Genomic DNA, 17,488 nt, shown 5'->3' with positions numbered 1-17,488 from the left:
CCACGGGCAACAACCGCAATGGATGTCTGATAACCGATCGTAACATTTTAATTGCCGGTACCGCATTTTCATATTAAACGTATGACTAATATCAGCGCCAGGCCCTGGCGAATCCGCCTTGGAGACCAAGATCATGAACACCAGAGCCCTTCCCATCACCGAGCGTGACGGCTGCCAGGACCCCGTTCTGCTCAACGACTGGCATGTTGTCGGATTTTCAACCGATTTCGAAGCTGACAAGATTTACCCGTTCACGCTTCTTGAACGCGATCTCATTCTCTGGCGCGACAGCCATGGCGTTGTGCATGTGTGGGAAGACCTGTGCATTCACCGCGGCGCACGGCTCTCCAAGGGGTGGATACAGAACGATCAGGTCGTTTGCCCCTACCATGGCTGGCGCTACAACACGCAGGGGCGCTGCACGCTCATGCCCGCGGCACCTGACGAAACGCCCATGAAAAAAGCCACCGCCTTCACCTACAAGGTCGTGGAGCGCTATGGCTTTGTGTGGATGAGCCTGGGCGAACCCACGCATGATATTCCTGTTTTTCCCGAATGGGACGATGCGGACTTCATCAAGGTGCATTCCGGCCCCTATATTTATGAAGCCAATGGCTACCGTTCGGTCGAGAATTTTATCGACGCAACCCATTTCCCGTTCGTTCATGCCGGGCTGAACGGCGTTACGGAAAACCCGGACCGGCTTCTGCCCTATAGTGTCGAACTGACACCGACCGGCCTGAAATCCTCAGAAGTCAGGGTGTTTCAGCCTCAGGGCGATTTTCGAGGGGTGCCGGTCGTTGCGTTTTATACGTACCATGCCTTTCGCCCTCTTGTGGCCTATTTCTCCAAGCGCACACAGGACGCGGACAAGCAGGGCAATCCGGTCACGGATGTAAGCCACACGTTCACGACATTCTTTACCGTGCAGGCCATTAACGAAAAACAGTCCGTTGTACGCATCTGTGCCGCCCTGAACATCAAACCGGCTCCGGACCCGGAACAGACCCGCAAACGCGCCGATGTTGTGTTCAACCAGGACCGCGAAATCGTTGAAACCCAGAGACCCGAGCGCATTCCCGTCGAACTACGCTACGAACTGCACCACCGGACCGACCTTATGGGCCAGCGCTACCGGTCTTGGCTGCGCGACCTGGGAGTAACCTACGGTGTCTACTGAACCCACGAACGTCGTATTACGGCTTGACGGCATAGAGCAGGCGGCCCGCGATACCAGGATTTTCCGCTTCACTGCCGCAAATGGGGCAATCCTGCCCCCGGCAAGCCCCGGCGCGCATATCGACCTGGACATTGCGCCCGGCCTTACACGACAATACAGCCTGGTCGAACTGGACCCTACGGGACGCAGCTACAGCATAGCGGTGCAATGCCTGCCGGACGGGCGCGGCGGTTCCCGGACCCTGCATGCGCAGGCAGCGATCGGCGCCGAATATTCCGCAAGGGCAACGCGCAATACGTTTCCTGTCAGTACAACAAAGGCAGAAAGCGTTCTGTTTGCCGGCGGCATAGGTGTTACGCCGCTTCTGACCCATTATCACGCATTGCGCGCCCGCGCTGAACCCGTCCGCCTGGTCTACTGGGCCAGAACATCCGACGCGTTTTTATATACCGACACCCTGGCTGCGGACCCGAATGTCACACTTTACGCAACCGGCGAAAAAGCAGCCCCCAGGCTTGAGGATCTTTTACCGGGCATTGCCCCCACCACAGAGCTTTACTGCTGCGGCCCGCTGCGCATGCTGGAGGCCTTCGACCTCGCGACTGCGGACAGACCAGCCGAACGCCTGCATACAGAGTATTTCGAAGCCCCGGCAACACCCGCCGGCACCCCGTCAGCCCCGTTCAGCGTCACGCTGGCGCGACAGAACCGCACGCTGGAGATCGGGGCGACGGAAACCATTCTGGATGCTTGTCTCGCCGCAGGAATAGACGTTCCCTATTCCTGCGAAGAAGGTGTTTGCGGCGCATGCCAGGTCCGTGTGCTTGCAGGCCGGGTGGACCACCGTGACACGGTGTGGCCCGCCGCCACGCATGAGCGGGAAGGCACGATGATCATCTGCTGCTCCCGCGCAGCGGATGACAGCCTTGTTCTGGATATCTGACGAGACAAACAGTGTTTTTTAACGACACCACTCCGCGCCATTGAAGCCAAAAATATTGCTTCGGGCCGCCGGGGACGCATTGAACTGGATAACACCATGAGCAACACAACAAGGGTAGGTATTATCGGCGGCGGCATTGGCGGCGTTGCACTGGCCCGCGCCCTTTTGCGGGCGGGGATCGAAGTCCGTCTGTTTGAAAAGGCCGCCGCCTTCGGCGAAGTCGGGGCCGGTATTCAGATGACTCCCAACGCTGTCAAAGTCCTGCTGGCACTCGGACTGAAAGACGGGTTGGAGAAAATCGCTTTTCTGCCGCAGGCGCTGGTTGGCCGGAACTGGAAAACCGCACAGGAAAACTTTCGCACGCCGCTGGCTGGCGAATGCCCGCGCCTGTATGGCGCCCCGTTCTACCACGTCCATCGTGCCGATCTGCATGCCCTGCTGGCATCCGACCTGCCTGCGGATATCACACAGTTCAATACCGGGTGCGTGGGTGTGGAACAGCGCGGCAACAAAGCCGCTGCAATTTTCGATGACGGCACCGAATACGAAGCCGACCTGATCGTAGGGGCCGATGGCGTGCGCTCCACGGTACGCGGCGCGCTTTTTGGCGCTGAGGCACCAAATTTCACGGGCAAGATGTGCTACCGCGCCGTGGTGCCTTTCGATCAGATGCCCGATTTTGTCAGCCCCGATTCATCTTTCTGGATGGGACCGCGCGCGCATGTCGTAACGTATTACGTACGGTGCGGTGCGGCCGTCAATATCGTGGCCGTAACGGAATCCAGCAACTGGGTTGAGGAATCGTGGAGCGTACCCAGTTCGCGCGAAGAACTGCTGGGGGTTTTTTCAGGGTGGCACTCCAATCTTGTCAAACTGTTCGAACGCACGGATTCGGTTTTCAAATGGGGGCTGTTCGACCGCGACCCCATGACAGGCTGGTCCAAAGGTCATGTCACATTGCTGGGCGATGCAGCACATCCCATGCTTCCGTTCCTGTCACAGGGTGCCGCCATGGCCATTGAAGACGCCTTCGTTCTGGGCAGGGCCCTTGCCGCCAAAGGCCATGACATTCCCGCAGCGCTCAAGGCCTATGAGGGCGAACGCCTGCCACGCACCAGTCGAGTGCAGCTTGAATCACGTGAACGTGGAAAGACTTATCATAAACGCAGCCGCCTTGCGCAGTTCAAACGCGATCTGAGCTACAAGATCAAGGGCCTGTTCAATCCCCATGCTTCGGGCATTCAGGCCAGTTGGGTCTACGCCTATAACGCAACCGATTTCGACCCTGACCGCGTAAAGACCGCAGCATGAGCCCTGTGGCACATTCCACCTTACAATCGCTCCCGTAACGTCCGCCCGCTCTGCCCCGAATGTTTCCTTCCGCGTTGCCCCGCGAATTTTTTACCGGCTTTTGGGGGATATGAACGAAACATTTCCGGGCGTTCTGGATTGTACTTTTCCACCTCGTTTCAAGAGGCTAAACCTCATGAGGGGAAAAGAGACAGAATCATGAGCAAGACAGCCAAAACACCACGCAAGCCAGGACGCCCGGCGGAATCTCTCGCCACCCGCGATACCATTCTCGATGTTGCTGAGCAGCAGTTCGCAGCTCTGGGCTTCGCGGGCACGACCCTGCGCGACATCGCACGGCACGCTGAGGTCAACCAGGCCCTGATCGGCTATTATTTCGGTTCCAAACAGGCATTGTTCGAGGCGGTATACAAGCGGCGCGGGAGCGAGGTCAGCACATTGCGCATGCGGGCCCTGGATGCCGTCGAGGCCGCAGCCAACGGCACACCCCCGGACGCACGGAATATCATTCTTGCCTATTTACGACCGCAGTTTGACATCAAACGTCAGTATACCGCCTGGAGCAGGCTACAGGCCCGCATTCATACCGAGCCAGAATACAATGCCTTCCAGATCCGTAAGGACGTCTATGATATAGTCACGCAGCGTTATATCGCCGCTCTTGAAAACGCATTACCCCATATAGACCCTGCGGATATCCACTGGCGCATGACATTCATGATCGGGGCGTATCTTTACGTTCTGGCCGATGTCGCCCGACTGGATGAAGTCTCGACCCAACGTTACCGGGGCGATGACATAGACGAAACAATAGACCGGCTCGCCAGTTATTTTGTCGGCGGTATGCTTGCGCCCAGCACATATGCTTTTACGCCGCATCAGAACCAGAACGAACAGATGGAGCACACGCGGCAAACCCGTGCGGAAAACAAACCCAAGATAAAAACATGATACGCTGAAATGAAATTTTTAAATCTATCCAACGGATCGAGTGGCATTGCCTGCTGGACGCATAATTCGGCCGCCGTCCCGACTTACGGCCCATATCGCCACCCAGGGCATGGCCCATGCACCCGATACATTGGCCCATCCGGTGTCATGGGGTGGCGTTAACTCTGTTCGAGGCCATGTAAACGGCCAGCAATGTCAGGCAGGCAGCACCTATAATCCAGCCGGCAGACAGGACATATGCGTGCTTCAGATGACCGAACAGAGTCATGACAAGCGGTGTCGTACCACCGAAAATGGTATTTGACAGGTTAAAAGATACAGCAAAACCGGAATAGCGCACCTCAGCCGGGAACAGCCCGGCCAGAAAGAACGGCAAGGCACCATCCGCGAGAGCCAGGAACGCCGCAAGCAGCAGTTCGCAGGCAAGAATACCGCCCGATGGCAGATAGGGCATGACCCATAACAGCGGCAGGTAAAACAGAATAAAACACAGTGCCGACAGGGCCAGAACTTTCCCCGCCCCCCACCGTCCCGCCAGAAAGCCCGCACCCATAACGGCGGGAACAAAAATTAGCAGCGGCAGGATTTCCCATTTCACCGGGCTATGGGCTGCAATGAGCCCCGCCGAGGCAAGAAAAGTTGGCAGGAAAGTCAGTACAAAATAAAAACCCACCGCGTCCAGCACCGCAGCCATCATCCCGATCAGCAGAATACGGCTATGTTGGCTGACAAGATGCCGCAAGGGGGCAAGGTCGTGGGGCAGGGCCGGTGCGGGGGCTGTCTCAAACACATTGCGACGAAGGAAAAATGCAAGAAGGCCAAGTGGCACCGACACCAGAAAGGGCGCGCGCCACATCCAGTCCTGCAGAGGGCCGGTGCCGGACAGTGCGGAGACACCAAAAATCAGGCAGGCGCCGGCCAGCAGCCCCATGGCTTCCCCCGCAGGAACAACAGCGGTCAGCACGCCACGCAGTCTGGCAGGCACTGTTTCGGCCAGAATAATGGCGGCCCCGGCGTATTCCCCGGCGGCAGACAGTCCCTGCAACAGCCTGAAGAACAGAAGCAGCGCGGGCGCGTAAACCCCGATTGTGCGATAGCCGGGAATAAGCCCGATACAGGCGGTGCTGCATGAAATCAGCAGAATAGAGGCCGAAAGCGACAGCTTACGTCCGAAACGGTCGCCGATATAGCCCCAGAACATGCCCCCCAATGGCCGAACCAGAAAGGAAAGCGCAAAAACCGCAAAAGTCTCCATCAGCGCAACGGAGGCGTCACCCGTGGGGAAAAACGCTACCGAAATGGATGTCGCCAGGTAACTGTATAGCGCGTAGTCGTACCATTCCAGAAACGTGCCTAAAAAGCACCCAAGCACAAGCGGTATCAAACGGCGATCCATGGTTCGTTACCGACTTTCAGCGCTCATGACCGCACAACTGCGGCAGGAAACGGCACGCAGGGCACAAGCGCCCCCGCAATCTCACCGTGTTCCATCGCGCATGACATAAAAGGCCTGATGGGTACCGCACAAACATGTTCGGGCGAACGTTACGCCGCGCACGTGCGATAATGCAGGATACGACCGATCAAGTTCAGCAGAAGCTGCGCCGCGAGGATAGAGGTGATTTCCGTCGGGTCGTAGGGGGGGGCGACCTCGACAAGATCGATCCCCACAATCGGGCCTTTTGCGGCAACGCCAGCCAACAGTTCCAGCACTTCGTAGTACAGGAATCCCCCATGACTGGGCGTGCCCGTTCCCGGCGCAATGGACGGATCGAAACCATCGATATCGATCGTGAGGTAATAGGGCACCCCTTCGGGTATCCGCGCGAGAACGGCCTCAAGCCCCAGACGCCGGACATCACGCACGGAAAGAATATCGCACCCCGCCGCACGCGCCGCCACGTAGCCTTCGCGCGCGGTGGACGACACATTGCGAATACCGAACTGGGAAATTCCTTTGACATGCGCGTGCTCCGATGCGCGGCACATCGGGTTGCCATGACCATTGCGTACACCATGCCGTTCATCCACAAAATCGAGATGTGCGTCGATCTGGATGATGTAAATCGGCCCAAAATCGGAAAATGCGTTGATACAGGGAATGTTGATCGAATGATCCCCACCGATCACGACTGGAATGGCTCCAGCCTTCAGGATCGCGCGCACCCCTTTTTCAATATTGGCGTGACTGGTCGGGGTATCCGTATGAACCATGTCGGCATCGCCAATATCGACTATGCGGGCCTGCTCCAGATAGGTTACGTCGTCTTCATGGTCATAAGCGCCTGCGTGACCGAAAGAAAACAGGGTCGAGGCCGCACGCACGCCGCGCGGTCCGAACCGGGTGCCTGAACGAAACTGGGTTCCCATATCGAACGGGGCGCCAAGGATCGCGACATCGGCCTGAATATTGTCCCAGTCCAACGCCAGAGGAAATTTTCCGAATGTTGAAATTCCGACAAATGGCAGGTCAAGCCGCCCGGATTCATAACTGTTCTTGGCCAAGACAAATTTTCCTGTCGCGATAAGGGACCGGGCAGTCGGCATCACGACGCAGCCCGTTTCACTGTCGATACGATAAGCGGGCATGCCTTGCACATATGAAAGTTTTGATCTTTATATTGGCTCTACTTATGCAAAGGGGTCGATTAGTCCATGCAGCTTGCCCCGGCGGATATCCGCGCCCTTCAGGTCTTTCGTGCCGTGGTGGAACATCAGGGTTTTCTGGGCGCGCAGGTCGCCTTGGGCCTGAGCCAGCCCGCCATCAGCCAGCATCTCAAATCCCTGGAAGAACGGCTTGGCGCGGTGCTTTGCCACCGTGGTCGACAGGGCTTTGCCCTGACCGAACAGGGGCGGCTGGTTTATGAAGAAAGCCGACCCCTTTTTTCGGCCCTGGGCGCGTTCAACAGCGCCGTGCAACATCTTGGACATGATATTCGGGGCATGGTCAGGCTGGGCGTGGTTGACAATACCATCAGCAATCCCGACCTGCCGGTTTCCGTCGCTCTGCACCGTTTTGGACTGATCGCCCCCGATGTCTCGCTGAACGTCCGGGTTGCCTCGCCGGAAGATCTGATAACAGAACTTTCCAACGGCACTCTCGACATCGCAATCATGCCCGGTTTCATGAACAACGACAGCATCGTGTTCATTCCCATGATTCTGGAATACCACGCGCTGTTCTGCGGCAAGAACCACCCGCTCTATCATCGCGCGGCGGATACCGGGCTGACCCGTGACGATGTTGCGGCACATCCGTTCGTGGTACGGCGCTATGCCTCCAGCCAGGACCTGAGCGAATTTCCCAACGCCAGGGGAACGGCCGCCGCATCGAATATGGAAGCGCAGGCCATTCTTGTTCTCTCAGGCCGTTACATCGGCTTTCTTCCTGAACATTATGCACAGATCTGGATACAGCGTGATGACATGCGCTGTCTCGGGCACAACAGATGGCGCCAGATTTCACGTTTCGGCATTGCCGTTCGCAGATCCGACCGGCAATCGGCAGCACAGAAAATCCTGATCCGTGAAGTACTGTCCGCCTGCACCGGTATGCCAAACACAGCGCAGTAAGCGCATTTCTTCGCTACCAGAAGATCACGACCCTTGCATGATCGTCATATGGCAGTGTCAGACCCAGGGGCATCGAAGCACGTCGCGGCAAGCCCCGCATGCCGCGCAATATGCAGGTCAGATTAAACGCCAGAGGGCTATTGCGGTCGCTTTCCATCGCGTGCCCTGCGCAGGGCCAGAAAGGCAAAAAGTGTCACAGGGGGAGAAATCAGCCAGCCAATATTGATCCCGTGCAGAAGGTGTACAGCCGGGCCGGTAAAAAAAGCGTTTGCGGTAATAGGAAGCTGGACAGCAACACCGATCAGGAATGCGGCACAGGCCGGCCAGTCGAACAACCCGTAGCGCCCGCCATCGGCCCGGAAGAACGACGCTATATCGTATTGTCCTTTCCGCAAGATGTAGAAATCACAGATGTTGATCGTCACCCACGGTACCAGAACAATAAGAAGTGCCACGACAATATTGATAAAAACCGGAACAGCACTGTCCGCGAATGCACCAGCCACCCCAAGACAGCCAGCCAGAACCACACCGGCAATACCGATCCTGGCACCCCGACCGGGCTCCCACGACGCAATGAAGGTCTGGAGCATGGTTATCAGCGCCAGAACCGCGCCGTAAACATTCAACGCGTTATGGCTGATGATATTGAGCAGGAACAGGAACAGCAGAACCGGCCCAAGCCACCCCGTGGCGGACGACACTGCCTGCATCGGATCATGCAACTGGGGCATGCTGGCCGCGACGACCGCACCAAAAATGAAACTGAGCGCCGCACCCGACGCCGAGCCTGCCAGACTGGCCAGAAAAGGCCGCCGCAGTCCCACCGATGGCGGCAAGTAACGCGAATAGTCGGACGTGTAACACGCGTAAGACGTATTCCAGACCAGCGATGTCGAAAAACACAGAAGCCAGCCCAGAGTGTTGAAGCCCTGGAGGGACCAGGCCGAAGCCGGGGTACGCGCCAGCACGCAGGCAAAGGCCGCAAGCAGGGCCGTGGCCATGAACCACATCCCGACCCGGTTGAGCAGATGGATGGTTCGGTAACCCAGAATGCCGATCGTAACGGCGCAGAACGCCGCCAGCAGCCCCCCGGTGCCAATGCCTACGACCGGCACCAGCCCATGCAGCGCCTGACCGGCCAGCACCGTATTGGAAGTAAAAAAACCCAGATACAAAAGAGCCGAGATGGAAACGATCAGCAGCGCACCGTAACGGCCGAACTGACCGCGTGCCTGCACCATCTGCGCCAGCCCCATCTGCGGCCCCTGGGCCGAGCACGCAGCCAGCACCAGGCTACCCAGCAGATGACCACATAAAATGGCGCTGATCGCCCAGAACAGGGACAGATGCGACTGCAAGCCGATGCTTGCCCCCGTTACAATGGGAAAAGGGGCAATACTGGTGGTGAACCACAGAGTGAACAGGTCCCTGACCTGTCCATGTCGCGCGGAAAGCGGGACAAAGGAGGCGCTGTTCTGTTCGACAATCTCATACGGACTATCCTCGGAGACAGCACCCCGGGTCATACAGGTGTGGTCTCGAAAAAGGGCAGGGGCTTCATGATCTTGTTTTCCATTGTCTCGATCAGACACTGGATTTTGGGCAAAAACGCCACCCAGCGGGGATCATCACCCAGGGCCGCACGTCGCGCGTCCCGATCGGCCAGGTCTTTATACGCCCAGATATGCACGATCTGGTTGAGAGGGCCGATTTCCGAGAAAAAATATCCGACCAGTGTGCCGAGATAGTCTTTCTGTATCGCAATCCCTTCTTCGGACACGGCCTTGACATACGCGGGTACTGTGCCCGTCTTGAGCTGATAGGTGCGAATTTCGTAAATCATGAAAACCTCTTTACCGCATTACAAACGGATCAGCGATCGGCTCGTCCGACGTGCGGATCCAGACCGACTTGGTGCGCATGTAATCGAGAATGGCCTCACTTCCGCCTTCACGCCCCAGCCCGCTCAGCCCAAATCCGCCAAACGGCATGAGAGGAGAGATCATGCGATAGGTGTTGACCCAGACAATACCCGCCCTAAGCCGGGCCGTCACACGCTTGGCACGCGCCAGATCGCGTGTAAACAGGCCCGCGGCAAGGCCAAAGGGCGTATCGTTCGCCTTGGCTATGGCATCTGCCTCATCATCGAAAGGCAGAACGCTCAGCACTGGTCCAAAAAACTCCTCCCGCAGGCAGGGGGCGTCAGCATTGTCGCACAGCAGGATTGTCGGTTCGAAATAAAACCCGGTCTGAAAACCCTGCGGTACCCGCCCACCCGTGACCAGCGTCACACCGGCAGCAAGGCTGCGGGCGATAAGATCTTCGATATGGCGACGCTGGCGGTCTGTTGCCAAAGGGCCGAATTCGGTCTGCATGTCATCGGGCGCGCCAATACGAATTGTCATGGCCCGCGCACTCAGCCGTTCCAGCAAGGCCGGCAGAATGTCGCGGTGGGCCAGCAGACGCGACCCCGCAACACAACTCTGGCCGGTTGCCGCAAAAATACCCGAAATGACAGCATTGACCGTACTGTCCAGATCCGCGTCGGGGAACACCACGACTGGTGATTTTCCACCCAGCTCAAGCGTCAGATACGCGAGGTTTTCAGCACTGTTACGAACAATATGCCGTGCTGTTTCCGGCCCACCCGTAAAGGCAATACGTGCAACAAGGGGATGGCTGGTCAGCACCTTGCCGCACTCATCCCCAAAACCTGTCAGGATCGAGACCACACCCGGTGGAAAGCCCGCCTCATGAATTACACGTGCAAAGGCGAGCAGTGGGGCCGGACCATCCTCGGATGCCTTGAGCACCACGGTGCAGCCTGCGGCCAATGCTGGCGCGAGCTTGACGGCAGACAGGAAAAGCTGCGAATTCCACGGCACAATAGCCGCCACAACCCCTATGGCCTCACGCTGCTGGTAGGCCTCAGTATCAGTCTTGTCGATGGCGACATAACGGCCGTCCATCTTGTCGGCCAGACCGCCATAATAGCGATAATATTCCGCAATATAAGCGATCTGGGCACGCGTTTCGCGAATGATCTTTCCCGTATCGCGTGTTTCAAGCTCCGCCAGTTCGGGCACGGCCTGTTCCAGCAGGTCCGCCAGCCGGAAAAGCAGTTTGCCACGCTGCGTTGCCGTCAGCCCCGCCCATTGGGGCTCGGAAAAAGCCCGATGGGCGGCACGCACCGCGCGATCGACATCGTTCGCGCTGGCACATGGCATAAGCGCCCAGGGCTTCTGTGTTGCGGGATCGATACTTTCAAAGTTCGTCTGACCTTTTTCAAAACGACCGTCTATGTAATGCTCGAATTCCCGCATGGGGCTTGTATCCTTGGGCGTGTCGGAAATCAGGCGAAAGCAGGCATAACTTCGTTGATGAACCGCTCAAGCGACGCCTTCTTGCGTTCGAACGGCATCAGGCTGTCGATCCAGAAACTGTACTGGTCATAACCCATGGCTTCATAGCTTTTCAGCCGGTCAATGACCGAGCCCGCTGTGCCGATAACCAGGTTCTTGCGAATCACGTCCGGGCTGAACATGGTCATTTCCGCCATATCCGCGTCGCTCAACTGCTCGATGAACCCGTTTTCTATGGTGCGCTGGTTCTTGAACCATGCGCCGAAATAACAGTAAAAACGGCTCAATTCCTGGACAGCCTGCTCGATATCCGTATCACTGGACGCGACGTATGTGTGCAAAAGCAACATCACATCCGGGCGCGGAATATCAGGATGCAGGGCGCAGGCCGCGTTGAAACGGTCCATGAGGCTCTGCACCTCATCATCGCCCGAAGCCAGTGGCGTCACCTGCACATTGCAGCCATTTTCCACTGCGAATGCATGCGAGTTCGGGTCACGTGCGGCCAGCCACAGCGGCATGTCGCCGCCCGTTGGCTTCGGCACCGAAGTCGATTTGGGGAATTTCCAGAATTCGCCGTCATGGGCGTAATCGCCTGCCCACAGCTTGCGCAGAACCGGTACCAGTTCACGCATGCGCTGGCCTGCGGTCCAGGCATCCAGCCCGGGCAGCATGCGCTCATATTCAAAAGCATACGCGCCACGGGCAATACCCAGGTCAAGCCGGCCTTTGGTGGCAAGATCGGTCAGGGCGGCTTCCCCCGCCAGCCTTAGCGGGTGCCAGAAAGGCGCGATAACCGTGCCCGTGCCCAGACGAATACGCGATGTCTTGCTCGCCAGATAAGCAATATTAATGAATGGATTGGGGGCGATGGTAAATTCCATACCATGGTGTTCGCCAATCCAGGCGGTTTCCATGCCACCGGCTTCAGCAATCTGCACAAGCTGTTCCAGTTCGTCGAACAGCTCCGCATGGGTCTGGTCAGCCCGGTACCGTTCCATATGAACAAAAAGCGAGAACTTCATGGTGTGGGACTCCTGAAAACAGGGAGATTTTCAGTCCCCGTTTCATGCAGAAATTCTGTAATTGCGCGATCGGTGGACGCAGGATGAACATAGCTCATCATATGGCGCTCACCGGGCAGGATGCTGGCCCGTCCGTTCGGGCAGGCAAGGGCCATGGCCTCGGACATGGCAGGCGTCGAATTCGGGTCGAGTTCGCCGGTCAGGAACAGGGCAGGGGCCTGCAGTGTCGGCAGCGTGTCAACATGCACCTGATCCGAAACCGAAAACAGGCGATAGGTCCGGGCATACCCTTCCGGCTGGATACGCATGAGCAGGTCATGCAGGCTGGCCCGCCGGGCAAGCGCGTCAGCCGCAGGCTCGCCCCCGAACCAGCGGTCCAGCGTTGCCGACCAGTCCGGTACAGTGCCGTCAAGCTGGTCGACACGGGCTGCGATGGCCGCCTTCTGCGCCGGTGTACGATCGTACACCCCGTTCATGGCTACCAGCCGTTCGACACGGTCAGGGTAGCGGATTGCAGCGTCGATCGCGATCAGCGCCCCCATGGAATGACCGATGAACGTGACCCGTCCCAGGCCCAGATGCTCAACCACGTCCAGAAACTGGGCACTGTAATCGGCAAGTGTGGGTGCGGCAGGCGGGAGCGGACTGTCGCCATGGCCCAGCATGTCATAGGCGACACAGCGACAGTTCTGCGAAAAATATGCCAACTGGGGCTGCCAGAACTCCAGTTGCATACCCACGCCGTGCAGGAAGACCAGGGTATCCGCCCCTGCGTGCGCAGGCTGCATAACCCTGAACCGGGTCTTTCCGACATGGCCATCCTGCACAGGCGGGGTCTCAGCCATGAGTGCTGCCAAGCTCGGCGAGGTCCTGATAACGATCACCGATACGGTGATGCGGGCGACCGCCGATGGACGCACCGAGTGCGACCACCACCTCATCCGGAGCCGGAGCGTCACTGATGCTGAACTGGATGGTCAGGTAATGCGAACGGCGGCCTTCGTCGTTCTTGTCCATCAGCGGGATCATGATCGGGGCATTGGGCCCGCTGCGGGTGTTGGTGAAAGCCAGATACGACTTTGCCCCCACCGCACGGCGGAAATGGTTGCCGAAGCGCAGGGTGTGGATCAGGCCCGAAGCATGCTCGATTTCGCCTTCCGTCCCGACCACAGCCGCCTTGCCATACCCTTCGATCCTGTCGCCGCCACCTGTCATGGTAATGATGCGCGATGTCAGCAATTCGCCCAGAACGGGTGCGACAGCATGAATTTCGGGCTTGAGGTCCTCGACAAAGCCACGGCCGGCCCATGGGTTCCTGATCACGGCGGCAACAGCAAAAAGCTGGAGCGGAACAGGGGCGACCTTTCCCCCTTCGATCAGGACGTCTTCCTGATAGCAAACGACTTTTCTCAGAGACAGTGTCATGGGCGAGGCCTTCCAATCAAAGAGAGTGGCGGGTTGAAGTGGTGCGGGAAGTATCGGGTCGTTATCCGTTGAAAGCAACAAAAATTTCTTAAAACGAAACTTTATTTCCTACTATGGGCCTCAAATCCGAAATCCATTGCCAGCGCAGCTTCCACTGATCCGCAGTTTTCCGGGCTGTATCGCTCCAAAACCGGAATCAGTCGCCTACACCACGCATGCCGGCACATCCCCGCCAGTCATGTTATTATTAATTACTTGTCATGTTCGGCATAATTGATATCGGTCAATTCCATCATGGCCCGTGACGTGTAGAGTGCCTGCGATGAAGAACCCGCTCCGTCCTCTTTGGTGCCAGCACATCCCTCAGGGGGATGCTGCAATCCGTACCATGGTTCATGCGGACTCCACCCGGAGCGGGTTCATTCCCGCTGCTGCTGGCTGTGGCCGGCTGGACCAGCAGGGTCCTGCCGCCCGCAAGCCACAGCCCCCGGGTGCCGCCCCAAGAAGGCGGATGGCCGCAGTTTCCGCAGGCGGGAATTTTTCCTTCGGACAAGAATAAAAACAAAAATCATATTCACTCAGGAGAAAAACGATATGTCATACACAGTTGGTACCTATCTTGCTGAACGTTTCGCCCAGATCGGCCTGAAGCATCATTTCGCCGTGGCCGGCGATTACAACCTCGTTCTTCTCGATCAACTGCTCAAGAACAAGGATTGTGAACAGGTTTACTGCTGCAACGAACTGAACTGCGGTTTTTCGGCTGAAGGGTATGCCCGTGCAAACGGTGCCGCCGCCGCCATCGTGACCTTCAGCGTCGGGGCCCTGTCCGCACTGAACGCCATTGGCGGGGCCTATGCTGAAAACCTGCCGGTCATCCTGGTTTCAGGCGCTCCGAACTCCAACGATCATGGCAGCGGCCATATCCTGCACCATACGATCGGCACGCCCGATTACGGCTATCAGCTCCGTATCGCCAAGGAACTGACCTGTGCCGCCGTTTCGATCACCTCGGCTGAAGATGCACCCGAAAAAATCGATCACGTGATCCGCACCGCCCTGCGTGAAAAGAAACCCGCCTATATCGAAATCGCCTGCAACGTCTCCGGCCAGCCCTGCCGCGCCCCTGGCCCGATCAGCGCCGTCGTGACCGAGCCTGCCTCTGACGCCGCGACCCTCAAGGCCGCTGTTGCCGCCGTGTCCGCCTTCATTGAAGGCAAGGACAAGCCCGTGATCCTGATCGGCAGCAAACTGCGTGCCGCCGGGGCCGAAGCCGCAGCCGTTCGCCTGGCCGATGCCCTTGGGTGCAGCGTTGCCACCATGGGTGCCGCCAAAAGCTTCTTCCCCGAAGATCACCCCGGCTACATTGGTGCGTTCTGGGGCAGCGCAAGCTCGCCCAAGGTGAACGACATCTTCAACTGGGCTGACGGCATTCTGGCGCTGGGCTGTATTTTCAACGACTATTCGACCGAAGGCTGGACCGCCTGGCCCAAGGGCGCGAATGTCGTGAACGCGGACAAGGACGTGACCAAGCTGGGCGATCTCAGCTTCAACGCCATCCACCTGCGTGACCTGCTGGACGGTGTTGCCAAGCATTTTGCCGGCAAGGCCAAAAAAGACGCAACCATGCTGCAGTACAAGCAGATCGGTGGTGGCGTTGCGGTGCCCGCCCCCGAAGCCCCCGCGAAAGAGGCAAAGCTGACGCGTGAGCATATCCAGCGTACGTTGCAGTCCATTGTAACCCCCGACACGACCATCTTTGGTGAAACGGGCGATTCATGGTTCAATGTCAGCCGCACCAAACTGCCGCGTGGCGCACGCGTCGAATACGAAATGCAGTGGGGGCATATCGGCTGGTCCGTGCCGGCCATGTTCGGCTATGCCGTCGGTGCGCCGACACGTCGCAACATCCTCATGGTAGGTGACGGCTCCTTCCAGCTCACGGCGCAGGAAGTCGCACAGATGACCCGCCGCAAGCTGCCGGTCATTATCTTCCTGATCAACAACGCTGGTTACACGATCGAAGTGGAGATTCACGACGGTCCGTATAACAACATCAAGAACTGGGACTATGCGGCGGTTGTCGAATCGTTCAATGCCCAGGACGGCAAAGGCAAGGGCCTGCGCGCCACAACCGCAGGCGAACTGGACGAGGCCGTCAAGACAGCGCTCGCCCACAAGGACGGGCCTGTGCTGATCGAATGCGTCATCCCGCGGGATGACTGCACGAGCGAGCTGATCTCCTGGGGGCGGCATGTGGCGACCGCCAACGCCCGCCCGCCGGCCCAGTAAGGACTGCCCAGTAAGCAACTGCTCGGCAAGCGACTGCTCAGTATGGCAGGCGGCCTGACGGTCGCCTGCCATGTCCGGCCCTTTTCAGATATCCTGCGTCTCGGGAGCATACATGCCGCCCACATCTTCGCCCACCGGGGCAACAGCCGCACCGGCTGCCACTGAACAGCCCCAGAAGCTCCAGCCGCTTTACGTTCTGGCCTGGTTTTTGTGTGCGCTGTTCTATTTCTATCAATACGCCATTCGCTCTGCTCCCGGCATTATGCAGAACGAGCTCACGCAAGCGTGGGGCAACAGCCATCTGGGGCTGATGATTGCCTCATATTATATTGTCTATGCGCTGATGGCGCTGGTCGTTGGCGTGCTACTGGACCGCTATGGCGCGCATTCGGTACTGCCCGGTTTTATTGCCATAACCGGGGTTGGCTGCCTGATTTTTGCACAGGGCAGTGCCGCCGCCGGTGTGGGCGGCTATATCATTCAGGCCATTGGCGCGATCTGTGCCTTTGTGGGCTCATCCTACGTTGCGGCACGCTACCTGCCAGCACGAACACTCGCGCTGTTTGTCGGCCTGACGCAATGCCTGGGCATGGCCGGGGCTGCTTTCGGCTCCAAACCCACGCGTATGCTGATCGACCCCGCCGGGGCGTTCCATGTATCCTGGCCCCATATCTGGCTGGGCTTTGGCGTGCTGGGACTGGCCCTTGCCGCTGCGGTCTGGTTCATCATGCCGCATGATTCGGGCGACAGCACACAGCACCATGGCGCGCTGACCCCCGCCAACCTGCTGCAACCCTTCAAGATCATTTTTTCCAACCCGCAAAGCTGGTACGCCGGGCTGATCGGCGGCCTCCTGTTCGTGCCAACCACAATCGGCGCTCTGGGTTGGGGAGCATCCATGCTGAGCAACGGCGAACACACCACCATGGCGTTTGCCGCATCCGACGTGTCCATGGTGCCGATCGGCTGGGTTATCGGCTGCCCGCTTCTGGGCTGGATTTCCGACAAGATCGGGCGACGCAAGCCGGTCCTGATCGGCGGTGCGCTGGTTCTGCTGGCTGCAAGCCTTTGCGCGCTATATGTGCCCGTTGGCGTCATGCCCCGCTACATGACAGCACTTGTCATGGGTATTGCCTCTGGAGCTGCCATGATCCCGTTCTCCAGCATGAAGGAAGCCAATCCGCCACAGGTCAAAGGTACGGCCGCCGGGGTTATGAACTTCCTTGTTTTCGGCACGACCGGTGTGGTTTCCCCGCTGGTGTCAGCCCTCATGGGGTCAACTCAGACCATGACCATGGCCGACTACCACGAAGCGTTCATGCCGCTGATTATCGGTATTGTCATTGCCATTGGCCTGTCGTTCGCCCTGCGCGAAACCGGCTGGGCTGTCACCCGCAAGCAGTAAGCATGATGGCCAGCGGCA

General features: G+C 58.4%; 15 protein-coding genes. 7 read left to right on the top strand and 8 right to left on the bottom strand.

The window, feature by feature from the left end:
* The first annotated feature begins 133 nt into the window (after window positions 1–133).
* The 4 genes from ABF990_RS01675 to ABF990_RS01660 all read left to right on the top strand — a co-directional run bounded on the left by ABF990_RS01675 (window position 134) and on the right by ABF990_RS01660 (window position 4,385).
* Window positions 134–1,180, top strand: coding sequence for a Rieske 2Fe-2S domain-containing protein (locus ABF990_RS01675; RefSeq protein WP_415490128.1), 1,047 nt, complete (start codon window positions 134–136; stop codon window positions 1,178–1,180).
* Window positions 1,170–2,123 carry a PDR/VanB family oxidoreductase gene (locus ABF990_RS01670; protein WP_415499833.1) on the top strand — a complete coding sequence of 318 codons (954 nt, stop codon included), beginning with the start codon at window positions 1,170–1,172 and terminating at the stop codon, window positions 2,121–2,123. The genes ABF990_RS01675 and ABF990_RS01670 overlap by 11 nt, the downstream gene beginning before the upstream one ends.
* A gap of 96 nt (window positions 2,124–2,219) precedes the next feature.
* Window positions 2,220–3,434 carry an FAD-dependent monooxygenase gene (locus ABF990_RS01665; protein WP_415499834.1) on the top strand — a complete coding sequence of 405 codons (1,215 nt, stop codon included), beginning with the start codon at window positions 2,220–2,222 and terminating at the stop codon, window positions 3,432–3,434.
* Window positions 3,435–3,632: 198 nt separating this feature from the next.
* Window positions 3,633–4,385, top strand: a complete 753-nt coding sequence (locus ABF990_RS01660; protein WP_415499835.1) for a TetR/AcrR family transcriptional regulator — start codon at window positions 3,633–3,635, stop codon at window positions 4,383–4,385.
* 145 nt (window positions 4,386–4,530) lie between these two features.
* Here the strand turns inward: ABF990_RS01660 and ABF990_RS01655 are convergent, their stop codons facing one another.
* Window positions 4,531–5,781 (bottom strand): MFS transporter, encoded by a 1,251-nt coding sequence (locus ABF990_RS01655; RefSeq protein ID WP_415506452.1) that lies wholly within the window; start codon window positions 5,779–5,781, stop codon window positions 4,531–4,533.
* Window positions 5,782–5,930: 149 nt separating this feature from the next.
* Window positions 5,931–6,890 (bottom strand): agmatinase, encoded by a 960-nt coding sequence (gene speB / locus ABF990_RS01650; protein ID WP_415490123.1) that lies wholly within the window; start codon window positions 6,888–6,890, stop codon window positions 5,931–5,933.
* A 150-nt stretch (window positions 6,891–7,040) separates the two neighbouring features.
* On the opposite strand from speB, the gene ABF990_RS01645 reads away from it, so the two are divergent.
* Window positions 7,041–7,958: a LysR family transcriptional regulator gene (locus ABF990_RS01645; protein ID WP_415499837.1), complete on the top strand. Its 918-nt coding sequence runs from the start codon at window positions 7,041–7,043 to the stop codon at window positions 7,956–7,958.
* 137 nt (window positions 7,959–8,095) lie between these two features.
* Here the strand turns inward: ABF990_RS01645 and ABF990_RS01640 are convergent, their stop codons facing one another.
* From ABF990_RS01640 to ABF990_RS01615, 6 genes are read right to left on the bottom strand one after another with little or no spacing between them, the layout of a single operon-like run.
* Complete coding sequence (locus ABF990_RS01640) at window positions 8,096–9,487, bottom strand: purine-cytosine permease family protein (protein ID WP_415499838.1); 1,392 nt, start codon at window positions 9,485–9,487, stop codon at window positions 8,096–8,098.
* Window positions 9,484–9,804 (bottom strand): NIPSNAP family protein, encoded by a 321-nt coding sequence (locus ABF990_RS01635; RefSeq protein ID WP_415499839.1) that lies wholly within the window; start codon window positions 9,802–9,804, stop codon window positions 9,484–9,486. Before ABF990_RS01635 ends, ABF990_RS01640 begins: the two co-directional genes overlap by 4 nt.
* Before the next feature lie 10 nt (window positions 9,805–9,814).
* The gene (locus ABF990_RS01630; protein ID WP_415499840.1) at window positions 9,815–11,284 is read right to left on the bottom strand and encodes an aldehyde dehydrogenase; all 1,470 of its coding nucleotides are present in this window, start codon (window positions 11,282–11,284) and stop codon (window positions 9,815–9,817) included.
* Window positions 11,285–11,313: 29 nt separating this feature from the next.
* On the bottom strand, window positions 11,314–12,348 hold the full coding sequence (locus tag ABF990_RS01625; protein ID WP_415490118.1) for an LLM class flavin-dependent oxidoreductase: 1,035 nt from the start codon (window positions 12,346–12,348) through the stop codon (window positions 11,314–11,316).
* Window positions 12,345–13,193 (bottom strand): alpha/beta fold hydrolase, encoded by an 849-nt coding sequence (locus ABF990_RS01620; RefSeq protein WP_415499841.1) that lies wholly within the window; start codon window positions 13,191–13,193, stop codon window positions 12,345–12,347. Before ABF990_RS01620 ends, ABF990_RS01625 begins: the two co-directional genes overlap by 4 nt.
* The gene (locus ABF990_RS01615) at window positions 13,186–13,773 is read right to left on the bottom strand and encodes an amino acid synthesis family protein (RefSeq protein ID WP_415499842.1); all 588 of its coding nucleotides are present in this window, start codon (window positions 13,771–13,773) and stop codon (window positions 13,186–13,188) included. Before ABF990_RS01615 ends, ABF990_RS01620 begins: the two co-directional genes overlap by 8 nt.
* Window positions 13,774–14,367: 594 nt before the next feature.
* On the opposite strand from ABF990_RS01615, the gene ABF990_RS01610 reads away from it, so the two are divergent.
* Together ABF990_RS01610 and ABF990_RS01605 are read left to right on the top strand one after the other, a co-directional pair.
* Entirely contained in the window at window positions 14,368–16,065 is a 1,698-nt protein-coding gene (locus ABF990_RS01610) for an alpha-keto acid decarboxylase family protein (protein ID WP_415499844.1), read from the top strand.
* A 112-nt stretch (window positions 16,066–16,177) separates the two neighbouring features.
* Window positions 16,178–17,470, top strand: a complete 1,293-nt coding sequence (locus ABF990_RS01605) for an MFS transporter (RefSeq protein WP_415499845.1) — start codon at window positions 16,178–16,180, stop codon at window positions 17,468–17,470.
* Window positions 17,471–17,488: the final 18 nt, after the last annotated feature.

It is taken from the genome of Acetobacter sp. (assembly GCF_047723915.1).
GTDB lineage: Bacteria > Pseudomonadota > Alphaproteobacteria > Acetobacterales > Acetobacteraceae > Acetobacter.
Note: the sequence above shows the minus strand (reverse complement) of the source record. Positions and strands in the feature narration are given on the sequence as shown.